The sequence below is a fragment of the Clostridium pacaense genome (assembly GCF_020709765.2).
Lineage (GTDB): Bacteria > Bacillota > Clostridia > Lachnospirales > Lachnospiraceae > Enterocloster > Enterocloster hominis.
Map to the genome: position 1 here is coordinate 137,863 of NZ_JAJFEB020000003.1, position 22,373 is coordinate 160,235.

The following is a 22,373-nucleotide window of genomic DNA, read 5'->3' on the forward strand; positions in this document are numbered from 1 at the left end:
ATACCCTTTAGTCAACAGGAGGATCAGATGATATGAAATCCATTGAAAAACAATCGCCTGCCAGGATCATTGCACTTGGCTTTTTGGCTGTGATCCTGACAGGATCTTTTATTTTAATGCTTCCGGCGTGTGTGAAGCCGGGAGTGGATCTTCACTATGTGGACGCGCTTTTCACATCCACCAGCGCGGTATGTGTAACAGGGCTGATTGCTGTGGATACGGCGGATACCTTTACGGCCATAGGACAGACCGTGGTGGCCCTGCTGATTCAGGTTGGCGGCCTGGGGGTTACCTCTGTGGGAGTGGGCGTCATACTGGCCCTGGGACGCAGGGTAAACTTAAAGGAGCGCCTGCTGATTAAGGAGGCCCTGAACCTGGATTCGGGAAAAGGCCTTGTGTGCCTGGTTAAGAATGTACTGAAGGTGACACTGTGCTTTGAGGGAGCTGGCGTGGTTTTGAGTTATCTGGTGTTCTCCAGGGATTACCCGCCCATAAGGGCGTTGGGCATCAGCCTGTTCCATTCCGTGGCTGCATTTAACAACTCCGGCTTTGATATACTGGGCGGGCTTAAGAACCTGACCGGATACAAAGATGATGTTCTCCTGAACCTGACCACGGCCGGACTTATAATTTTTGGCGGGCTTGGTTTCCTTGTCATCATGGATATCTTCAGGAAACGCTCCTTTAAAAAGCTGTGCCTCCACTCCAAGGCGGTGATAGTGACCACGCTGATACTGCTGGCAGCAGGTACACTGTTAATCCGGCTTACGGAGGATATCACCTGGCTGGGGGCATTTTTCACAAGCGTGTCAGCCAGGACCGCGGGATTCAGCACATTTCCCCTGGGAGACTTTACATCGGCAGGCCTGCTGACCGTGTCCATCCTTATGTTTATCGGCGCTTCCCCAGGTTCCACCGGAGGGGGCATCAAGACCAGCACACTGTTTACGTTATTCCACACCATCAAGGGCGCCGCCACCAATACACAGCCCCATGCATTCCATTATAAGATACCGCAGGAAGCATTTTACAAGGCAGCAATCGTGACCGCACTGTCGGCCCTGGTGGTATTCACAGGAATCTTTACCATGTGCATACTGGAGCCGGGGATTCCCTTTGGGGACATCATGCTGGAAATTACCTCGGCCTTTGGAACCGTGGGGCTGTCCACTGGAATCACGCCCGGCTTAAGCCCGTGGAGCAAATTGCTTGAGATACTCATCATGTATATTGGCAGGCTTGGTCCCCTGACCATTGTCACAATCTGGATATTTAAGCCGGATACATCCGTTTCCTTTCCTGAGGGGAGTATATCGATTGGGTAAGGGGATGGGCAGGACTATTATAGAGGCATCAGACAGAAATAACCGTAAGGAGGAGATAGAAGATGGCACGGAAACAATCGGAAGAACTGTCATATGGAATCATTGGACTGGGGCGTTTCGGAAGCGCCCTGGCATACACCCTGGCGGAGGCTGGGAAGGAAATCATGGTGCTGGACTGCAATGAAGAAAAGGTCCGCCAGATACGCGGGGTTACGGAACACGCATATGTTGTAAAGGACCTGCAGAAGGAGACACTGAGGGAAACGGGAATCCAGAACTGCGATATCGTGGTGGTGTGCATAGGTGATAAGGTGGATATCAGCATCCTTACCACCCTGAATGTGATTAACCTGGGAGTGCCTCAGGTGGTAGCCAAGGCCAACAGCCCGGAGCAGGGGGAGATACTGGAGAAAATAGGCGCCCAGGTGGTGTATCCTGAAAAGGATATGGCTGTCAGGCTGGCCAAACGGCTGATATCAAAGCGGATCTTCAACCTCTTTGAACTGGAGCAGAATATAGATATCTCCGAGCTTAAGATGACCTCCAAGATAGCGGGTAAGACCGTTATCCAGGCTCAGCTGCGCAACCTTTATGGAGTAAATATCATAGCCATCAGCCGGAACGGATGGCTTACCACGGACATTAAGCCGGAGTATGTGCTGAACCAGGATGACACCATCGTTGTCATTGGGGACAGGGATAAAATCAAACGTCTGGCCGATGACCTGTAGGAGGAACGGTACGATACGTTTCCCCGTCATCCAGGGATGTGATTGAAAAAGAAGGTTCAAAGGATATATGGTAGCCTTTGTAATCCGTACAACAGCCATATTTGTCATGATAATAATCCAGGGCGGAGCGGAGGAAATCTTCACTTACTTCCAACTCTTCCGCCATCTCATAGATAGTTGCACATCCTTTTTTATATGCCCGCACCAGTCCTGACAGGCCAATCAGCCTGTTATAGGCCCAGGTGCGGGCTTTGTGCTCCTGCTTGCGGTTGCCCGTATCCTCCTGGTCCAGGATATTACCCACGGTAGTGTAATAGTGCCCCAGTTCCTCCGCCAGCACGGATGCCTTTTCCACAGTGGGGATATCCTGCCGGATTGCTATCTTATTTCCTTTTATCAGTCCTTTGGCATTGGATTTAAACTGTTTTTCCAGAACACGGATATGTTCCGCATCTGTATGTTCAAGCAGCCGTTCAAATGAATTCAAATCATTCCCTCCTTTAAACGCTATCCAAAATACCGCTCGCTGTGCAGTACAGAATATGCTTCAGCCGGTTACATATTGTCGAGGTCTTCTTCCATCAGGCGCAGCTGTTCCGCGTCTTTGGCATCATCATTATGGGCAGCCACGGGTACCAGGGACAGTCCGCGGTCCAGACGGTACGCGGGAATCAGTGTGAGATCATGGACATGTTCCAGGACCTTGGTGCGCCCAGCCTTGTTGAGCATCCCATAATAACCTGACAATACGGCGAGTCCATGGTCATCCTGGCCCTTATCCTCCTTGCCGTACATCAGTTCACCCGGACTGACCTCCAGGATTTCCGCCATCTTAAAGAGGGTGGCACGCTTAATGTTCGTCACGCGTCCATTCTCATATTTGGCAACCGCTGACTTCTGCAGGCCGAGCCTGGACGCGAGCTCTTCCTGGGTCAGACCCTTTTTTTTTCTGAGACTGCGTATTCTTTCACCTAGTTCCATGATAAGTGCTCCTGTCCTTTTCGTTTAAGGGGATATATCTTCAAAACTGTAATTAGTGTCTTAATAATATCACATTATTTATATAAAAGCAATGATAATCCTATAAAGTGTCTTAAAAAGATTCGAAAAAGCTTGACAGGTGACGAGAGGGGTGGTATCCTGAAAGTGTCTTAAAAAGACACAATAAAAAAGGAGGAACAGGCATATGTATTTTCAATTAATGCTGCCCGGGGTAAGGGACGGGGAGGAACTGGTTCTTATGGTGGATGGGCAAAGGCATAAGGTGATGAAGCATACCCCCGAAACATTGAATAAGGCCAGGGAGAAAAACGCGGCATTGGCGCTCATGACGGAGGACAGACTCAGGGATGTCATGTATTATGCAGAGGTAAGGAAAGAGGGACTGGGGAATGGGGATGGTTTTGACCGGAGGCTGCACCGGCTTCAGGTAGTATCTGCCAGCAGGGATGGAAATGGATATACCCTGCCGAAGATGTATCACTTCTCATTCTATATTCCAGCCTGCCACAAGGAACGTTTCCTGAAACACGAGGCGTTGAACCAGGCTGGTTCCGGAGCGTACTGGGATGCCAAGATGAGTCTGTACGGTGCGGATCATGCAGAGGCATGCATCAGGTTAGGCGGACAGGGACTTGAGGAATCACAGGTAATGGAACAGATCTCACGAATCAACAGGGACATTGACTTGGTGCTGACTCCCATGGATATTGCCAAGTCACTCCTGTTCCAGCATCCGAACCTGGCCAATGCCCAGCCATACACGGCAACCGTGGTGATGAACCGGCATATTGCGCCGCCGGTCGCATATGACAGGGAACAGTACCAGAAGCTTCTTGATTTTGCCACGGCAATCGGGGCAAAGGGCGAAGAGGGCTGGGCCTTCAGGACCTATGCATGGGATGAAAAGAAAAAGGAAGCCATGACATATGAGTACGACGTGCTGGACCATAAGGCAGGGGACAAGGTAGAGATTTACGATTTGGATGAAGATGTGCTCAAGGAGGCCGGAGCTCCCCTTAAGGGGGCGTTGAAAACGGCAAGCCAGGACAGAAGCCTGCAGAATCAGTCCTGGCATCTGAAACATGGACAGGGCGCGCAGTACCAGGAGTATAAGACAAGGCAGTGGATGGACCAGAAGAAGGCCATGGCTGCCCCGGAGACGGGAAAAGGCGCAAAGTGGACCGTCAGCCAGTCAGCGTCCATGTGCGGGGTGGAGGTAAAGGAAAAGACCCTGAAGGTTTCAGGCGATACCCTGAAGGTGGATGCGCTTAACAGTTATCTGCGTACCCTGGCCGCCTATGTGGAATATCTTGATGATTCAGGAAAGCCCATGGGAGGCAGGTCCTACAACCGGATCATAGGTCCGGTAGACACCATTATGGGAATCCCGATTCCAGCCGGTGGAACAACCATTGAGACAGCGCTCCCTAAGGACGCTTCAGGTGTAAACCTGTATTTTGCAGGAATGGGAACCTCGGCATATGATTCTCAACTGTGTGCCACGGGGATTGCACTTACAGCTATATTCCAGATGGGTATCCCTTCCTTTTTCCTGGCAGCGGATGCCGGCCTTTTAAATACAAAGGTACTGACCGATGCACTTAAGGACCGTGTGTTTGTGGAAGACGTGGCCAAGCTGATAACATCCATCATACAGCCGCCCATCAGCAGCCAAAGCGCGGAAGAGATGATTTACGGATGGCTGAAGCTGGCAGCCAAAACCATTGGAGGCATCCTTGTAAAGAAACTGTTTGAGAAGATCCTGGTATGGATAATCGGACAGATCACGCTTCAGGAGGCTGCTGCCTGCCTTCCGGTTGCGGGATGGATCATGAGGATTGCCAACGTTGCCATTGATGCAGCCATGATTTTAGAGACAACCATTGAAGTGTGTGCGTCCCCTGCCGTCATGACCACCCAGATTACAAGATCCATGGATTTAAAGGCAGAGGTAAGCCCCGATCCAAGACATGGGGAAAAAGGACATCCCGATACAGCGGTCTGGCCCGCCACAGCCCACAGATGGCAGCTTATGCTGTCCTACAAGGGAGGAACCACCAAAACTGTAACAGGTGTTTTTGGGCAGACAAGTACCAAGAAGCCGGTTTTTGCAACATTCAGCAACGTGCCTGCCGGAGGTTCTCTGCGCCTGGTCCTGTCTGTATTCACTAAAAATGACTGGATCTGCGGGAGATGGGACAGCGGCTGGAAGAATGCGATGCCGGATGACGGTGAGGACTATATGGAAGTAAAGGGAGCCATTGAAGAGTTCCTGATTCCCCTTACAATGGATGTGCAGTATGAGCACAAGGAAAAGCTGGCCTATGAAAACGGCGCATACAAGTGGGAATCCGGCCAGATGCCCACAGGAACCGTGGCTGACCTGGGGCATGCGTCAGAAGGCAGATGCCTGTACCGTCTGGGAGGCATTACATACAACAGTGCCTATAAGCAGGCGGGGTATGTATGGAGCGCCGCCGCAGCCGGCGCCGATGCATCCGCGCCCCATCCGGTCCTGTCTGGCAGTGAGGTATCCGGGGACCGGACAGGTGGGATATCGTTCATGATCCAGAACATTTCCACGCTGTCTGACGAGGAAGTCAACAAACGTTTTAAGGAATCCGAAGTTGGTTTTACAGAGGAACCCTGTATTGTTTATGACAAATTCGGGACAGGGGAGGATAATTTTATCCTGGATACCAGAAACAGCCAGTGCCATTTAAGAAAGGTGGATCTGATGGACGGACAGCGGGGATTTAAGCTGTCAGAACCAGCCTACAGCTATGGCAGGTTCATGCAGGCCCATCTGGATGACCTGGTAATCCACCCCAGCGGAACCGTGGTCGGCATTAACTGGGAGACGGATAAGATTGAGGTCCTGAAGCTGCCCGGGGAGGGATGCCTTGACGCGGATGCGCCCCAGTCGCAGATGCTTTCAGGAGAAGGATTCAGGGAAGGGCTGATTAATGGGCCAAAGGCTGTAAAGATAGCATCGGACGGCAGGATCCTGATTCTGGAATCCGGTAACAGGCGTATACAGGGTTTTGATGAGAACGGGAACCCGGTGGCAGGTTTTCAGGGAAGGCGTCTGTTTGAGATGCCGCTGCAGGCAGTGAAGAATGACCTGGACGGGGAACTGTTCACGGATGTGATGGAGGAGGCATACCGTAATGCCGGTCTCACTGGATTGTGCGGGATAACGGACAAAGGATTTTCGGGTGAATTGGATGAAGGTATTGTGTCGGATGCATTTTTACGTGAACTTTCAGACGCAGGCGTCTATATTTACCGTGAAGAAGATAACATCCAGCTGCAGACAAAGGAACCGGGGAATATGTGGAAGATATGTGAGACACAAAGGAATACATCCTATGTGGTCACGAAATCAGATGCAAGCCTGCTGGTATGGGACGGCCTGTCCCAGATGACGGTGTCTGTTGCCGATAAGGGCAGACGCTGGATATTGGATGACCTGCAAGGGGGTAAGTCCTACGTGGCTGAACAGGATGGGATTGACAGGGAAAAGGCTGTATTTTATGAAAACCTGTCCTATATGAATCTTTGGAACGGATTGGAGGATGATACGTATCTGGACTTCTGTACCGATGCGAAAGGGTACCTGTCCGTACTGTCTTATCACGGTAGCGGGAACAAGGTTTCCGATTATCATGTAGATATTTATAATCCGGACGGAAGCTTCCTCGTGAGGACGCCGGATTCCAGACTGCAGCCGGAAGCGCCTCAGTATATCAATGCAGGCAGGCTGGAATCAGATGAATTCAGGAACCTGTATACGCTGAACTTTGAGAAAATTACAGGCAGCAATGGCAAGACAGAGCCGTCTGTCAGCAGATGGGTGCCTACTTCCCCATTGTTTACCCTGGAAAAGGATGCGCAGCAGGAACTGGAGAGCGGAAATCTGGGAAAACTCAGGGAGCGTTTTGGAACCCACGGTATTACGCTTACAGCTTCGGCCAGACTGGTAAGGCAGGAGGACAGGTATCAGATTGAGGATGACCAGAAAGTGGACGGCACTGTAAGACCGGTGGTATTTGATATCATTTATTGTGTGGATGAGTACTATGTCTACAGGCTTCTCAGGAAAGAGGTGGATACATGGAGAAGAAACAGGTAGTGGTGACAGAAGGGAACCCTCTTATACTGGCCGCAGGAGGGACATATGGCTTTGATACCATCACCCTGATGCCGGGAGGCCAGATACGGATACAGGCAAAACCGGGGAATGTTAAAAGGACCATAATCCAGGTAAGGGAAATCATAAAAAAAGGAGAGTAAGACAATGGATATCATCAGTAAGGTAATTGAAGAGCAAAGGGAATATTTTAAGTGTCACAGGGATGGGGATTACAGAGTGAAATCCCCCATCCTCACATCGGACTATCCGGAAGGGGTCCATCTGAACCCAAAGGGAAAAAGCGGGATACAGCCGTCCTACCTTGTATTCAGGAATATTGATGAGCTGAAGCAGATGTGCGTACCGGACAAGCTGGCTGTGATGAATAACGGAGGTAATTTGAACTGGGGCCTCAAGGGCTGGAAAAAGAAGTCCGGGGAATATACGGTGGAGCAGCTTAGTCCGCTGGAAAGGGTGGATATCTGCCATGCGTTTCAGCAGTACATATATGGGGATTCCAGGTTTGCTGAGTCTTACAGGGATATACTGAACCGCCTGTATTTTGAAGAACCGATGATTATTCCTATATACAGTGTAGAAAAAGTGGTTGTAAAAAAAGGCCATCCCCTTGTTCTGGGAGATGAAGGGACAAGCTGTACGGTGCTGGACTGTAATGAGCTGATTGTGGAGGAAGGGGCGGAAATCATTGCACATGGTGAATGCCAGGTAACTGCGGATAAGCTTGAGTCCGAAAGTGGATCCACCTTCAGTATTGGCGGGAACGGAACCGATGCAGAGGATGAAACCGGAAGGGCCGCGGATGGCAGCAAGGGGAATGACGGAGGCCAGGGACGGGATTCAAAGGACAGCTGTGATGTGAAAGCCCGGGATGCAGACCGGGGATCTAATGGTGATAATGGAAAAAATGGTCAGAACGGAACATCCGGTACCAACGGCGCGGGTGTGGAGTACAAGGTGAAGCAGATGATTGGTACCCACTATGTCTTCAGTTATGGGGGCAACGGGGGCAACGGAGGAAAGGGAAAGGACGGCGGCAACGGCGGGGATGGAGGAGATGCAGCCAAGCCAACCGGCTATTGCGCTAAAGGTAATCCGGGATACGGAGGAAAAGGCGGGGCCGGAGGTAATGGAGGAGCCGGAGGTAATGGCGGCAAGGGAGGAAAGGTAATCATTTACTTCAGCCAGGAAGAGTCTCCTGATGCGCGGATCCAGCTTCTTTCACCGGATGAAGCTGAGAAATTAAAAGGTGTCAGCGGAAGGGGAGGAAAGGCAGGAAAAGGCGGTAAGACAGGACTTGGAGGAAAAGGGGGCAAAGACATAGATGATAAGGGAAATTATGTGCCCAGTGAAGCCAAATATAACGGCCCCAACGGGGGTGAAGGAGGAAACGGGTCTCCAGGTAACCCGGGTGTTCCTGGGGAAGTATATGTAAATGGTTTATTCATTGGTTAGCCAGGAGGGTGGATATATGGCAGACATTTATATTGAGACGGCGTCCGGCATATGGGGAAAGGATGGACAGGACGGTATGGATCTTTTGGAAAAAGCCAGGAATGGGGAGCCGGGCCGGGTAAAAGGATTCCTGCACAAACGCTATATACAGGCCACACCAGGCGGGAATGGACAGGATGCAGGAAAGATGCAGGACGGATTCAATGGAGAGAATGGGGCAGAGGGGCAGGACTGTCCCGGCCTGCTCCTGGAATGCAGGGTATTTACGGTTGACCGGCCCATATCCATATGGGCTGTGGGCGGAGCAGGAGGAAACGGCGGAAGCGGCGGAAGAGGCGGACGCGGAGGCGCTGGCGGGGACGCAGGCGAGCAGCTGGCAGCATACATCAATGAATATGGACCTCAAAAAGGCGGCAAGGGAGGCCGCGGCGGAAACGGAGGCGATGGCGGTTCCGGTGGGAATGGCGGAAACGGAGGCAGTGTGACCGTGCGCTTTGGCTCCTCCCGGATTCCTGAACCTGTAACGGTCCAGGCGGATGGCGGAATCGGAGGGAAGCCCGGTCCGGGCGGCGGCTGTGGCCCGGGAGGTCCGGGCGGAATGAATGGGAAGGATACAGGAATAGACAGCAACTCCGCAAAATCAGGATTCATGGGGCTGTTCAGGAAAAAACGCTACATTGCCAGACCCAGGATGTCATCCAGGGCTGAGGGCGGCTCTCCCGGTGTGTGCGGAAGTCCAGGCAGGCCTGGAAATCCAGGAAGCCCTGGCCGGATATCAGTGGAACAGGTAGCGAAAGACAGGGAGAAAGCTGAGTAAGATAGGCTGGGCAGCCCTGGCCCTGTTTGAAGGTTCATTGCGGCCAACAGGCAAAATGCAGTCTTCACACCCAAGGGCTTGCCCAGCTTATTACAAAAAAGGAAAGGGAGAAAGAAATGGCAGGCGTACGGATGGTATTCCAGGGCAAGTACAGATTTGCTGCATGGGATAAAAGCAGGATAATAATGAAAACAGACGGAAGCCTTGATGTCCTGGCAGAAAAAGGCGGAGGGGTCCCGGTATCCGAAAGCGGTATGGATGACAGGTTTAATCTTTATGGGATGCATAAAAATGAAACAGTCATCCAGGCAATGAATGGAAATTATATTTCATGGACACCGCGGTTTGGCTATCAGGCAGACCAGGAGACAGCAGAGATTTTACGGATTATCAAAAAAACAGAGGAACTGTGGTTTTTTTACCGTGAAGATAAAGAAAGAAACAGATATTACATGAATGTGGAGGATGGTCATCTGTCAGAGATATCCATCGGTCAGGAGGAAGGATTGCCGGATACAGCCTGTTTCCATGTTGAGACAATTACAGGCAGCCTTAGCCAGCTGGTGCTTTGCGGGGCCAGGGGGGCAGACCTGGAATGGGCGGATTTAAGATATGCGGTTTTGCGGAATGTGGATATGACGGAATGTTCCATGATAAAAGCCACACTGGCATGTGCGGATGTCTGCGGTACCATGTTTGACCGGGCGCTGATGAACCTATGTGACTGTAGGAACATGGACTGCAGAGACGCCAGCTTCATACAGTCTTCCCTTATACAGTGTAATGCTTCAGACCTTAACGCGGCTGGGGGGACATTTACCCAGGCAGTGCTCAGGGGGAGCTGTCTGGACCGGGCCAGCCTGCGGGGGGCTATTTTGCAGGGAGTGGATTTTTCGGACACCTCCTGTCTGGAAACAGACTTTACGGAATCGGCCCTGGATGGCACCACTGTGTTTAAAGGGGCTAAGATGATCCGGTGCAATTTCCGCAGGATGAACCTGAAAGGGCTGCACATGAAAGGTACGGATTTGGAAGAGACGTATTTTGACGGGGCGGATCTGACAGGAGCGGACCTTAGCTATGCAAATCTGAAAAGGGCCAGTTTTACACAGGGAGCCTGTCTGATGAATGCATGTCTTGCCAATGCCTGCCTGCAGGAATCTGACTTTACAGGCGCTGTCCTTGGAAGCAGCATGGATTTAAACTCCCTTGCAGCGGACCTGACAGACGCCTATATGCCGGACGCCGTGTTCAACCGGGCAGACTTAAACGGGGTAAATATGAGCGGGGTTAACTGGTACGGTTCCCATGCGGGCGCCACAGGAGCATATATGCATCATGTTAATTTTACAGGGGCTAACCTGGGCACCATGAATTTCACCCAGGCTGATTTAAAGGGCTGCATATTTGACCGGGCCGTGCTTATCGGCACAAACTTCAGAGGAGCCGTGCTGCGCCCTGGTGATGGCGGCAGGCGTGTTTCATTTGCTGACGCATCCATCCAGGGAGCGGATTTCTTTGCCAGTGAAATTGAAGACGCCATATTTACCAATGCCGCGGCAGCGGTTCCTGTGGAATGGTACTTTTCCCTGGATGGGAAAAAGTCCGCCCAATACCGGCAGATACTGAACCATGATAACGAACCGGTGTTTGAGGAATTGCGGGAGGTTTTTTCTTATCATGGAATCCATCTTGCAAAGGATGCCTATGTAAAGGTTGAAGAGGATAATTATAGATGGAAGATCATGTCGGGGACAGGGGAGCCTGTTTACCAGATTACAATGGAATTTGGCCTGCTTCAGGTAAGGGGAGGGATTGACGGTGTCCCGCTTATGTCCATAGACGGCAGGGAAGATATTATCCGGCAGCTGGACCGCTGCGTCATACCGACCGGGCTGCAAAGCATTTTCAGGGACAGCGGATATGGGCTGGACAAGGATGCGGCAGTGTATGTTGTAGAAGCCGGAACGTGCTGGAGTATTGACAATGGCACCTTCCATCAGGCAAAACTGAAATGGGGATACCTGGAGTTTTATATTGTACGCAAGCCGGGAGGAAGCCTTAATGTATACGGTACGGTATTTGGAACAGTGAGGATTGGACCTGGACATGTTTATGAACAGCAGAGGAATGTGATGGCAGCCACCAAATGGATACCTGACTTATTAAAGGGTGAAAGCATCTGCCCAAACGGACAGAATATATCAGTGGTTACCGATAAAAGACCCTCTGTGCGCATGACTTGGGAACAGGTTTTAAAGGCCGCGCTCCTGCCAAGGGAACCGGAGTGCATACCCGGTCCCATGACATGGTGTTCGCGGGAAAGGGGATGTAGTATAAGTGTATATGCAGAAAGATGACCGCAGAATTGCGGTGGTGGCAATGGGCTGCAGGTTCCCGGGAAAAGCCGGTACGCCGGAGCATTTCTGGGACATGCTTAAAAACCGGACAGATGCCATAAGCCAGATTTCGGAGGACCGGTGGGATATCACACATTTTTATGACAAGGACAGGGAGGCTCCGGGAAAGAGTATTTCCAAGTGGGGCGGCTTTCTTGAAGGCGTGGATTTATTTGATGCGGATTTTTTCGGCATATCCGGGACAGAGGCAAAATATATGGATCCACAGCAGAGGATCCTTCTGGAACTGACCTGGGAAACGCTTGAGAATGGCGGTTATGTACCCCGAAAACTGAGGGGAAGCCGCACTGGGGTATTTGTAGGGAATTTTGGTTCTGATTACCTGATCATGCAGCGCAGGGAACAGGGAGGAAGGGACATCAACAGCTTTTCCGCGGCCGGCAGTTCAGCTACCATGCTGTCCAACCGGATATCCTACCTATATGATTTCAAGGGGCCGTCCATGTCCATTGACACGGCATGCTCCTCTTCACTGGCAGCCGTCCATCAGGCATGCTTAAGCCTGGAAGAAGGGGATTGTGATATGGCCCTGGCGGCAGGGGTACAGCTCCTGCTGACACCGGATTCCTTTATTGTGGAGAGCAAAAGCGGCTTTCTTTCCCCAACCGGCAGGTGCAGGGCATTTGCAGAGGAGGCAGATGGATACGTAAGGGGCGAGGGGGCGGGTATGGTATTGCTCAAACGCCTGGAAGATGCTGTACGTGACCATGACCGGGTATGTGGAATCATCCTGTCCAGCGGAATGAACCAGGATGGGAAATCAAGTGGCATATATGCGCCTGATGAACAGGCGCAGGCACGGCTCATGGAGGCTGTCTGCAGCCGCGCTGGGATCCGGCCAAAAGATGTGCAGTATGTGGAAGCCCATGGAACCGGCACCAAAGCAGGCGACCAGGTGGAGGCGGCGTCCATCTCCAGGATATATGGAAGGGAAAAGGAGCATCCGCTCTATATCGGTTCCGTCAAAACAAATATCGGACATGGTGAATCCGCTGCCGGGATGGCCGGGCTTATAAAACTTCTTCTGGCCATGGAGCATGGGGAGATTCCGGCCACCCTTCACTGCAATCATCCAAGGAGGGAATTGGCCCTGAAAGAAAACGGGATTGAGGTGGTGACAGAAAACAGGAAGTGGATGCCGGAACATGGAAAGAGGATAGGGGCAGTCAACTCCTTTGGATATGGCGGGACGAATGTCCATATGATTGTGCAAAAAGAGGAAGCACAGGAAAACGGGACAGTGCATACAAGGGAAATTTATCTCCTGCCCCTTTCCGGAACCAGTGAGGCTGCCCTGGACAATCTGGCAGGCAGGTACGCAGAGACATTGCCGGGCAAGGATACATTATGGGATATATGTTACACGGCGGCGGTAAGGAGGAGCCACTATCCCTTCCGGGCCATACTGGCATTTACCAGCAGGGAAGAACTGGTCGATATACTGGCAGAGGCATGGACAAAGACAGGGGGAGTACGGTCTTTACCGCAAGGACAGCTGGTAATGTCCGGCAGGCTGAAGCAGCATCTGGGTCATTCAGGACAGGAAGAAATATACCAGTATGTGCGGTCGTATCTGGATGGGGAGGAATTTGAATGGGAACACATCTATCCGGATGGGAAGCTGGCTGCATTGCCAGGCAGCTGCTTTCAGAAAAAATCTTACTGGAACGAGAGCAGGGAGAGCAGGTCCTACAGACTTTGGCCTGCAGATAGTCCGTTATTAGGACGGCGTCTGGCTGTGGCGGGATATGGATGGGAACAGGAGATATCCTTGGAAAGCCATCGGTATCTGTCCGGCCATAAAGTGAAGGGGCGGCTGCTTTATCCAGGGGCAGGATATATATGCACTATGGCAGATGCGGGCAGGATCCTGGAAATGGATAAAAACATCCGGCAGTATCCGGTACAACAGGAGAACGGCTGGTGCCTGAACAATATCTGTTTTCAGTACCCGTTGTATATGGGAAATGAAAGGTCGTGGATTCAGATATTCACAGATGAGCTGACAGGAAACAGCAGGATATATGGCCAGCACCGTAACGGTGGATTCCTGCTTCTTGCCTCCGGGCACAGGGGAAATTTTGAATCAGGCAGCTGGCTGCCCGGCAATCCGGAAAGTCTGAAATCCGGGCTTTTGGTCCATATGGACCAGGAGGAGGTTTATGGAAAACTGAAAGAACGGGGCTTTCTCTATGAAGGTCACTTTAAAGGCATTGAGGAAGCATGGTGCGGCACGGACGCCTGTCTTGCCAGGATATCCGTGGCAGACAGCAGGGAATGGAATACCTGGGAGGTTGACTGCTGTTTCCAGGCTTTGCTGGCAGCGGAGTTTGAGACTGATTTAAACGGGGATTTTGGGTTCCAGATTCCGTCGGGAATCCGCAGATGTGTCATGGGACGGAAAAAGGGACCGTATATTTACGTTTATACTGCATTGGAGTCCAGGACAGGAATCTCTACGGTTGGTAATGCCTTTATCTATTCTGCGGCAGGGGAGTGTCTGGGCCGGATAGAAGGTTTTATAAAGGAATCGCCGGATAAGGGAAACAAGCCGGTTGGAAAAGAGGAAAGTCTCTGGGATAAAACATTTTTGGAACAAACCCGCGGGGCCGGTGTATATGACGGGAATGGCCCGGTTGGTGGAAGGGGCGGTGCGGCTGATGGGACTGGTGCAGCTGACGGGACTGGCGCAGCTGACGGGACTGGCGCAGCTGATGGAACTGGCGCAGCTGACGGGTCCTGGTACCCCGGTTCATATATGCCCGGACAGACCGGGGATATCCTTTCTGTCAGAAATAAGATACTGGATATAATTGCAGATGCCTTAAGCCTGGATGCTGATTCCCTGGATGAGGGGCAGTCCCTTGCGCAAATGGAGCCGGATTCCTTATCCATATACGCAATCAAGGCTGATTTGGAAGATATGCTTAAGATACAAGTGTCCCTGGATGGACTTCAGGGCAGTCAGCCCTTGGGGGAATGGATGGATACGATTCTTAAGGATTATGGATACATTAGAAACCAATAGCAGAAGTGCCGCTCCTGACATGGAATATGGTACAGGCACCATACCATGTCACCAGGCGGTACTTCCGTCTTACAGGCATGGAAAGCACATCTGATTGGTCAGCGGATAGGACCGTGCCATACTGCCAAAAGAAAACGTTATACTTTGACAAGAATATCGATTTCTTACAAAGAATATTGGTTTTAACAGAATAATTAACAGAAATTTTATTCAAAATGTAGAAAATGCACAAAAAATATGCGATGTATTGACATACAGTTGTCTATTGTGATAGACTCAAGTTGTCAGAAGATGACGTAACTAAATAAAAGTATAAGTATTCAAAACTTATATATGCTCAAAATAGGTTGAGCGTTTCTACCAACTACCGTAATAGTTGACTATAAGTTTTCACAATCAGTACTGCCCGGGGCGCCGGGGACAGACAGTTGTGGAACCTTAGGAACAGCGGTGGTTTTTTTATTTGCCCGGGCCCGCCGCTGTCCAGGTGGATACGGACAGGAGGAGCATATGGCAGAGAATTTTGTATTAAAAGGCAATATCTGCTACAGCCAGGATGCCCAGACCCTTGTAACCGTAGAACAGGGATATCTGGTATGTCTGGATGGCAGGTCGGCCGGAGTGTACAGAGAACTTCCCCAAGAGTATGCATCATTTCCCCTGACGGATTATGGAGACCGGATGATTGTTCCGGGGCTTGTGGATCTGCATCTCCATGCGCCACAGTATTCATTCAGGGGACTTGGTATGGACTTAGAACTGCTGGAATGGCTGAATACAAGGACATTCCCGGAGGAAGCCAAGTACAGGGACACGGAGTATGCGAAGAAAGCATATTCCATATTTGCGGATAACATGAAACGCAGCGCTACAACAAGAGCATGTATTTTTGCCACCCTTCACAGGGAAGCCACCGAGGTACTGATGGATCTGATGGAGGAAAGCGGATTAAAGACCATGATTGGAAAGGTGAACATGGACAGGAACAGTCCTGACTTTCTGATTGAGGACAGCGCAGAGGCGTCTGCAGAAGAAACAGTGAGATGGCTGGAGGAGATAAGCGGCAGGTACAGGAACACGGAACCGATCCTCACGCCGCGTTTCATCCCCACCTGTTCCGATGAACTGATGGAAAGGCTGAAAGAGATACAGACCCGCTATGGTCTGGCCATGCAGTCCCATCTGTCGGAGAACCAGGGGGAGATTGCATGGGTAAAGGAGCTTTGTCCATGGTCCGGATTTTATGGGGATGCATACGACCATTTCGGACTGTTTGGCAATGGCGTGAGGACCATCATGGCCCACTGCGTATGGCCGCCTGAGGAGGAGGTCGCCAGGATGCGGGATAACGGAGTTTTTGTTGCCCATTGTCCCCAGTCCAATACCAACCTGTCATCCGGAATCGCGCCGGTGAGGACCTATCTCGATGAGGGCATCCAGGTGGGACTTGGGACAGATGTGGCCGGGGGCGTTGGGGAATCCATATTCCGGGCCATGGCAGACGCCATCCAGGTATCAAAGCTGCGCTGGAGACTGGTGGATGAGAGCCTTAAGCCACTGACCGTGGAAGAAGCATTTTACCTGGGAACCAAGGGCGGCGGGGCCTTCTTTGGAAAGACAGGAAGCTTTGAACAGGGGTATGAACTGGACGCAGTGGTACTGAATGATGAAAGCCTCAGGCATCCGCAGCCGCTGGATTTAAAAGACAGGCTGGAGCGGTTCATCTACATTTCGGATGAACGTCATATAGATGCCAAGTATGTAGCCGGCTGCCAGGTATTCTGAACAAGCCGGAATTAAAACTGAATATGTGAGAAAGAGCGGTAAGGGGTAAACGTTCTTTAGATAGAAGTAAAACCACATGTACTTAAAACCAAGGAGGTATGAAGTATGGAAAACAAAGCAAATCAGGGGTTTTTAGAAAAAGTATTTCATCTATCAGAACATCACACAGACGTGAAGACAGAAATCATCGCGGGAATCACGACATTCATGACCATGGCGTACATACTTGCAGTTAACCCGAACATCTTAAGCGCCACAGGCATGGACAGGGGAGCTGTTTTCACAGCCACCGCACTTGCGTCACTGGTGGCGACCCTGCTCATGGCGGCATTTGCAAACTATCCCTTCGTACTGGCTCCCGGCATGGGACTGAACGCCTACTTTGCTTACACCGTTGTACTGCAGATGGGTTACACATGGCAGATGGCCCTGGCAGCCGTATTCGTGGAAGGCGTCATCTTCATCCTGCTGTCACTGACCAATGTCCGTGAAGCCATCTTCAACGCCATACCAATGAACCTGAAACATGCAGTATCCGCTGGTATCGGACTTTTCATTGCATTCATCGGTTTACAGAATGCCAAGATTGTAGTGGACAGCGCCACGCTTGTATCCGTGTTTTCATTTAAGGGATCCTTGGAGGCAGGGACCTTTAACTCAGTAGGCATCACGGTGCTTCTGGCCCTGTTAGGCGTACTGATAACCGGTATCCTGGTTGTGAAGAATGTAAAGGGTAACATCCTTTGGGGAATCCTGATTACCTGGATCTTAGGAATCATCTGTGAAGTGACCGGACTGTACCAGCCCAATGCAGAGCTTGGCATGTTCAGCGTATTACCGGATTTTTCAAGCGGACTTGGTATCCCAAGCATGGCATCTACCTTTTTCAAGATGGACTTCTCCGGTATCCTGTCACTGAACTTCGTGACCATCATGTTTGCATTCCTGTTCGTGGATATGTTTGATACACTGGGAACCCTGATTGGTGTTGCATCCAAGGCCGACATGCTGGATAAGGACGGAAAGCTTCCGAAAATCAGGGGCGCGCTGCTGTCCGATGCCATCGGTACCTCCCTTGGCGCTGTATTTGGTACATCCACCACAACCACGTTTGTAGAGAGTGCATCCGGTGTTGCTGAAGGCGGAAGAACAGGCCTTACATCCGTAGTAGCTGCTATTTTCTTCGGACTGTCCCTGTTCCTGTCACCGATTTTCCTGGCCATCCCGTCATTTGCAACGGCTCCGGCCCTGATTATCGTAGGTTTCCTGATGATATCCTCTGTCCTGAAGATTGACTTTAACGATTTCACGGAAGCCATCCCAAGCTACATCGCAATCATCGCAATGCCTTTCATGTACAGTATTTCCGAAGGTATTGCAATGGGCGTCATCTCCTACGTGGTAATCAATGTAGTGACCGGCCATGCGAAAGATAAGAAAATCAGCCTGTTAATGTATGTCCTGGCTGTGCTGTTTGTTCTGAAATACGTATTGATTTAACTACTGATATAATTAATTTTGCACACAGGCGCCTGAATGACAGGCGCTAAGTGCCACAGAGGAAACTTCGTGATACTAAGTTCGAAAGGACCTCATTAAGTATCACGAAGTGCTTTCGCACCTGAGCGCCTAAAAGGCAGGCGCTAAGTGCCACAGAGGAAACTTCGTGATACTAAGTTCGAAAGGACCTCACTAAGTATCACGGAGTGCTTTCGCACCTAAGCGCCTAAAAGACAGGCGCTAAGTGCTCAATGCAGGAGGGAGATAGAATGGGAATTGGTAAGAACATGACCCGCGTTGATGCAAAGGATAAAGTGACCGGGGAAGCCAGGTACACGGCAGATTTAGAGCCCAAGGGCCTTCTGACGGCCAAGGTGGTGCGCAGCACCATTGCCAACGGCGTGGTAAAAAGCTTTGATTTAAGCGAGGCACTGGCTGTCCCGGGGGTTGTGAAGATTGTCACATGTTTCGATGTGCCGGATATCCAATTCCCCACTCCCGGCCATCCATGGTCCGTGGAGACTGCCCACCAGGATATTGCAGACAGGAAGCTCCTCAATACCCGGATTAGGGTATACGGCGATGACATCGCTGCCGTGATTGCAGAGGATGAGATTGCCGCTGCAAGGGCGGCCCGCCTGGTAAAGGTGGAGTACGAGGAATATGAACCATTACTGACAGTGGAAGCAGCCATGGCAGAGGGGGCAACCCGGCTGCACGATGAAAAACCCGGCAATGTGATTGCACATTCCTCCTTTACAGTGGGGGAGGGTACTTATGAGGAGGCGGTGAAAGAGGACGGCCTGGTGGTGATTGACAAGGATTATAAGACCCAGAGCGTGCAGCACTGCCATATCGAGACGCCTGTTTCCTTTGCCTATATGGAAAAGGACCGCATCATTGTCACCACCTCCACCCAGATTCCCCACATCGTGCGCCGCGTCATCAGTCAGGCCCTGGGGCTGCCCATGGGCAGGATCCGCGTCATCAAGCCGTACATCGGAGGTGGTTTCGGCAACAAGCAGGATGTGCTCTATGAGCCGCTGAACGCATTCCTTACCACCCAGGTGGGCGGGCGCGGCGTGAGGATGGAAATATCCAGGGAGGAAACCCTTGGATGCACCCGTGTACGCCATGCCATAGAGCTTAAGGTAAAGGCGGCTGCCAGAAAGGACGGCACCCTGGTGGCAAGGAAGCTGGAGGCTTACTCCAATCAGGGAGGCTATGCGTCCCATGCACATGCCATCGTAGCCAACACATCCAATGAGTTTAAGCAGATATATCATGATGAAAAGGTTCTGGAGTCCGACGCGTATACGGTGTACACCAACATTGCTACAGGCGGGGCCATGAGAGGATACGGAATCCCCCAGGCAGCCTTTGCGGCGGAGTGCATGGCGGATGACCTGGCCCTGGCCCTACATATGGATCCTCTGGAGTTCCGCAGGAAGAACTGTATGAGACCGGGATATGAAGACCCGCACACCCATGTGAAATGCAACACCTACGGTCTTGAGGAATGTATGGAAAAGGGCCGCCGGTTCATTCACTGGGACGAGAAGCGCAAGGAATATGAAAACCAGACAGGTCCCATAAGAAAAGGAATCGGAATGGCCATCTTCTGTTACAAGACAGGCGTATATCCCATTTCCCTGGAGACAGCGGCCTGCCGGATGGTACTGAACCAGGACGGCTCCATGCAGCTTTCCATGGGAGCAACCGAAATCGGCCAGGGCGCCGACACGGTGTTTACCCAGATGGCGGCGGAAGTGACAGGGATAACAGAAGACAGGATCAATGTCATGTCCACACAGGATACGGATATAACGCCCTTTGACACAGGGGCCTATGCATCCAGGCAGACCTATGTAAGCGGCATGGCGATTAAGAAGACCGGGGCCATATTTAAGGAAAAGATACTGGAATACGGCGCTTATATGCTGGACCGCAGCCAGGACACACTGGATGTGGAGAACAATTCCGTGGTGGATAAGGAGACGGGGGAAACTCTTCTTGCCATGGAGGAACTGGCTACCACGGCTTTTTACAGCCTGGACCGTTCCGTCCATATCACGGCAGAGGCAACCAGCCACTGCAAGACCAATACCTTTGCAACCGGCGTATGCTTTGCCGAGGTAGAGGTAGATATGCCTTTGGGCAAGGTAAAGGTTACCAATATTGTAAATGTCCATGACAGCGGTAACCTGATTAACCCCAAGCTGGCGGCTGCCCAGGTACACGGAGGCATGAGCATGGGGCTTGGATACGGACTCAGCGAACAGCTGCTCTTTGATGCAAAGGGAAGGCCGTTAAATGACAACCTGCTGGATTACAAGCTGCCCACATCCATGGACACGCCGGACCTTAACGCGCTGTTTGTGGAACTGGATGACCCAACGGGACCATTTGGCAACAAGGCCCTGGGCGAGCCGCCGGCCATTCCGGTGGCGCCGGCCGTGCGCAATGCGGTGCTTCATGCCACGGGAGTCGCAGTGGATTCCCTGCCCCTGGACCCGCAGAAACTGGTGGAACACTTTAAAGCAGCAGGACTTATATAGGAAGGGCGGTGTTGGCATGTATGATATTGAAAAATACTATCAGGCAGTTGATGTAGACGATGCGGTGCGCGCCCTCTCAAAGGACCCGGAAGCAGTGGTGATTTCCGGGGGAAGCGACGTACTGATTAAAATCAGGGAAGGAAAGCTGGCAGGCTGTTCCCTGGTGAGCATACACGGGATTAAGGAACTGGAAGGCATCCGTGTGGAGGAGGACGGCACCATAGCAATAGGCCCGGCTACCACATTTTCCCATATTACAAACAATAAGATAATACAGGAGCTGATCCCAATCCTGGGAGATGCAGTGGACATGGCAGGCGGCCCCCAGCTTCGCAATATCGGGACAGTGGGCGGCAATGTATGCAACGGCGTCACCAGTGCGGACAGCGCCAGCAGCCTCTGCTGCCTAGATGCCATCCTGGTATTAAAAGGACCAAAGGGCATGCGGGAAGTGCCAATCAGCCAGTGGTACACCGGGCCAGGCAGGACCGTGAGGGAGCATGAGGAAGTGCTGGTTTCCATCCGGATTAAAAAGGAAAATTACGAAGGCTACGGCGGCCATTACATCAAATATGGAAAAAGGGGAGCCATGGAGATAGCAACCCTGGGCTGCGCCGTAACCGTAAAACTGACAGAAGACAAAAAACAGATAGCAGATCTGCGCCTTGCATACGGAGTGGCTGCGCCCACACCCATCCGCTGCCGTGAGACAGAGCAGTCGGTCATCGGCATGGAGATTGGGGAGGCGCTGGCTGAGAAGGTTGGAAAGGGAGCGCTGACGGAAGTGAATCCGCGTTCCAGCTGGAGGGCATCCAAGGAGTTCCGTCTGCAGCTGGTGGAAGAACTGGGCAAGAGGGCTCTCAGACAGGCAGTAATCAACGCAGGAGGTGAGTGGGATGCTTAATATCGTTCATATGACTGTCAATGGAAAAGAAGTGGAATTGGCCGTGGACCCAAGGGAATCCCTGTTAGACACCCTGAGGAACCGCCTTGGACTGACCAGCGTGAAAAAAGGCTGCGAGGTTGGGGAATGCGGCGCATGCACCGTGCTGGTTGACGGCGAGGCCATTGACAGCTGCATTTATCTGACCATGTGGGCCGAGGGACGCCGGATCATGACAGTGGAGGGCCTTAAGGGACCGGGCGGCGAACTAAGCCCCATTCAGACCGCATTTATTGAGGAAGCAGCCGTACAGTGCGGTTTCTGCACACCGGGATTAATCATGTCCGCGGTGGAGATTGTAGGCACAGGCAAGCGGTACAACCGCGAGGAACTGCGCAAGCTGATTTCCGGTCATCTGTGCAGGTGTACCGGATATGAGAACATCCTCAATGCAATGGAGCGTATTGTGGAGGAAACATATAAGGTGGTCGGGAAATAACGGCCCATGGATAGGAAGATGCGGTGTATGGCCGGGACCCTGAGGAAGTCCTGGCCGGCATCTTAAAATATAAGGGTTTGGGATAACCCATAGTGAAAAGAGAGGGCGCCGCAGGTAATGCGGCGCCCGATTCATTAACTGGTTCTATTGAAAGACTGGTGAAGCAACTCTTGGGGATAAGGGGAGTTTTTTATAGGAAATACCTCGCTGCTTTTGG

At 51.6% G+C, this 22,373-nt stretch carries 15 protein-coding genes and 1 riboswitch; of the genes, 13 read left to right on the forward strand and 2 right to left on the reverse strand.

The features are described 5' to 3' along the window. Window positions 1–32: 32 nt before the first annotated feature. Complete coding sequence (locus LK536_RS36740; RefSeq protein ID WP_008721441.1) at window positions 33–1,325, forward strand: TrkH family potassium uptake protein; 1,293 nt, start codon at window positions 33–35, stop codon at window positions 1,323–1,325. A 62-nt stretch (window positions 1,326–1,387) separates the two neighbouring features. Then, window positions 1,388–2,056 carry a potassium channel family protein gene (locus LK536_RS36745; RefSeq protein WP_008721443.1) on the forward strand — a complete coding sequence of 223 codons (669 nt, stop codon included), beginning with the start codon at window positions 1,388–1,390 and terminating at the stop codon, window positions 2,054–2,056. On the opposite strand, the gene LK536_RS36750 is transcribed toward LK536_RS36745, so the two are convergent. Both LK536_RS36750 and LK536_RS36755 read right to left on the reverse strand, forming a co-directional pair. Continuing rightward, window positions 2,031–2,543, reverse strand: a complete 513-nt coding sequence (locus tag LK536_RS36750) for an ImmA/IrrE family metallo-endopeptidase (RefSeq protein ID WP_227795236.1) — start codon at window positions 2,541–2,543, stop codon at window positions 2,031–2,033. The two genes, LK536_RS36745 and LK536_RS36750, sit on opposite strands and share 26 nt — an antisense overlap. A gap of 68 nt (window positions 2,544–2,611) precedes the next feature. Then, window positions 2,612–3,037: a helix-turn-helix domain-containing protein gene (locus tag LK536_RS36755; protein ID WP_120057727.1), complete on the reverse strand. Its 426-nt coding sequence runs from the start codon at window positions 3,035–3,037 to the stop codon at window positions 2,612–2,614. Between the two features lie 205 nt (window positions 3,038–3,242). On the opposite strand from LK536_RS36755, the gene LK536_RS36760 reads away from it, so the two are divergent. The 11 genes from LK536_RS36760 (at window position 3,243) to xdhC (ending at window position 22,156) form a co-directional block, all read left to right on the forward strand. Next, window positions 3,243–7,193: an NHL repeat-containing protein gene (locus LK536_RS36760; RefSeq protein ID WP_227795237.1), complete on the forward strand. Its 3,951-nt coding sequence runs from the start codon at window positions 3,243–3,245 to the stop codon at window positions 7,191–7,193. Continuing rightward, window positions 7,175–7,354 (forward strand): hypothetical protein, encoded by a 180-nt coding sequence (locus LK536_RS36765; RefSeq protein WP_008721451.1) that lies wholly within the window; start codon window positions 7,175–7,177, stop codon window positions 7,352–7,354. Before LK536_RS36760 ends, LK536_RS36765 begins: the two co-directional genes overlap by 19 nt. Window positions 7,355–7,358: 4 nt before the next feature. Beyond that, window positions 7,359–8,666 carry a hypothetical protein gene (locus LK536_RS36770; protein ID WP_227795377.1) on the forward strand — a complete coding sequence of 436 codons (1,308 nt, stop codon included), beginning with the start codon at window positions 7,359–7,361 and terminating at the stop codon, window positions 8,664–8,666. 16 nt (window positions 8,667–8,682) lie between these two features. Beyond that, window positions 8,683–9,483: a hypothetical protein gene (locus LK536_RS36775; RefSeq protein WP_268886853.1), complete on the forward strand. Its 801-nt coding sequence runs from the start codon at window positions 8,683–8,685 to the stop codon at window positions 9,481–9,483. 116 nt (window positions 9,484–9,599) lie between these two features. Continuing rightward, window positions 9,600–11,843 (forward strand): pentapeptide repeat-containing protein, encoded by a 2,244-nt coding sequence (locus LK536_RS36780; protein WP_227795238.1) that lies wholly within the window; start codon window positions 9,600–9,602, stop codon window positions 11,841–11,843. Beyond that, the gene (locus tag LK536_RS36785) at window positions 11,830–14,931 is read left to right on the forward strand and encodes a beta-ketoacyl synthase N-terminal-like domain-containing protein (RefSeq protein WP_227795370.1); all 3,102 of its coding nucleotides are present in this window, start codon (window positions 11,830–11,832) and stop codon (window positions 14,929–14,931) included. The genes LK536_RS36780 and LK536_RS36785 overlap by 14 nt, the downstream gene beginning before the upstream one ends. A gap of 307 nt (window positions 14,932–15,238) precedes the next feature. Next, window positions 15,239–15,334, forward strand: a riboswitch (purine riboswitch). Between the two features lie 107 nt (window positions 15,335–15,441). Next, on the forward strand, window positions 15,442–16,716 hold the full coding sequence (locus tag LK536_RS36790) for an amidohydrolase family protein (RefSeq protein WP_008721461.1): 1,275 nt from the start codon (window positions 15,442–15,444) through the stop codon (window positions 16,714–16,716). A 105-nt stretch (window positions 16,717–16,821) separates the two neighbouring features. After that, window positions 16,822–18,216: an NCS2 family permease gene (locus LK536_RS36795; RefSeq protein ID WP_025483449.1), complete on the forward strand. Its 1,395-nt coding sequence runs from the start codon at window positions 16,822–16,824 to the stop codon at window positions 18,214–18,216. 269 nt (window positions 18,217–18,485) lie between these two features. Continuing rightward, window positions 18,486–20,774, forward strand: a complete 2,289-nt coding sequence (xdhA, locus tag LK536_RS36800) for a xanthine dehydrogenase subunit XdhA (RefSeq protein WP_227795239.1) — start codon at window positions 18,486–18,488, stop codon at window positions 20,772–20,774. A gap of 16 nt (window positions 20,775–20,790) precedes the next feature. Beyond that, window positions 20,791–21,678, forward strand: a complete 888-nt coding sequence (gene xdhB / locus LK536_RS36805) for a xanthine dehydrogenase subunit XdhB (protein WP_008721467.1) — start codon at window positions 20,791–20,793, stop codon at window positions 21,676–21,678. Beyond that, window positions 21,671–22,156: a xanthine dehydrogenase subunit XdhC gene (gene xdhC, locus LK536_RS36810; RefSeq protein ID WP_008721468.1), complete on the forward strand. Its 486-nt coding sequence runs from the start codon at window positions 21,671–21,673 to the stop codon at window positions 22,154–22,156. The genes xdhB and xdhC overlap by 8 nt, the downstream gene beginning before the upstream one ends. Window positions 22,157–22,373 lie beyond the last annotated feature (217 nt).

What these genes read in the sequence shown, in the direction of transcription:
- LK536_RS36775 (WP_268886853.1), top strand. Translation starts at nt 8,683, where the DNA reads ATGGCAGACATTTATATTGAGACGGCGTCCGGCATATGGGGAAAGGAT.
- LK536_RS36765 (WP_008721451.1), top strand. Translation starts at nt 7,175, where the DNA reads ATGGAGAAGAAACAGGTAGTGGTGACAGAAGGGAACCCTCTTATACTG.
- LK536_RS36785 (WP_227795370.1), top strand. Translation starts at nt 11,830, where the DNA reads ATGCAGAAAGATGACCGCAGAATTGCGGTGGTGGCAATGGGCTGCAGG.
- LK536_RS36795 (WP_025483449.1), top strand. Translation starts at nt 16,822, where the DNA reads ATGGAAAACAAAGCAAATCAGGGGTTTTTAGAAAAAGTATTTCATCTA.
- LK536_RS36745 (WP_008721443.1), top strand. Translation starts at nt 1,388, where the DNA reads ATGGCACGGAAACAATCGGAAGAACTGTCATATGGAATCATTGGACTG.
- LK536_RS36790 (WP_008721461.1), top strand. Translation starts at nt 15,442, where the DNA reads ATGGCAGAGAATTTTGTATTAAAAGGCAATATCTGCTACAGCCAGGAT.
- xdhC (WP_008721468.1), top strand. Translation starts at nt 21,671, where the DNA reads ATGCTTAATATCGTTCATATGACTGTCAATGGAAAAGAAGTGGAATTG.
- xdhB (WP_008721467.1), top strand. Translation starts at nt 20,791, where the DNA reads ATGTATGATATTGAAAAATACTATCAGGCAGTTGATGTAGACGATGCG.
- LK536_RS36740 (WP_008721441.1), top strand. Translation starts at nt 33, where the DNA reads ATGAAATCCATTGAAAAACAATCGCCTGCCAGGATCATTGCACTTGGC.
- LK536_RS36780 (WP_227795238.1), top strand. Translation starts at nt 9,600, where the DNA reads ATGGCAGGCGTACGGATGGTATTCCAGGGCAAGTACAGATTTGCTGCA.
- LK536_RS36770 (WP_227795377.1), top strand. Translation starts at nt 7,359, where the DNA reads ATGGATATCATCAGTAAGGTAATTGAAGAGCAAAGGGAATATTTTAAG.
- LK536_RS36755 (WP_120057727.1), bottom strand. Translation starts at nt 3,037, where the DNA reads ATGGAACTAGGTGAAAGAATACGCAGTCTCAGAAAAAAAAAGGGTCTG.
- xdhA (WP_227795239.1), top strand. Translation starts at nt 18,486, where the DNA reads ATGGGAATTGGTAAGAACATGACCCGCGTTGATGCAAAGGATAAAGTG.
- LK536_RS36760 (WP_227795237.1), top strand. Translation starts at nt 3,243, where the DNA reads ATGTATTTTCAATTAATGCTGCCCGGGGTAAGGGACGGGGAGGAACTG.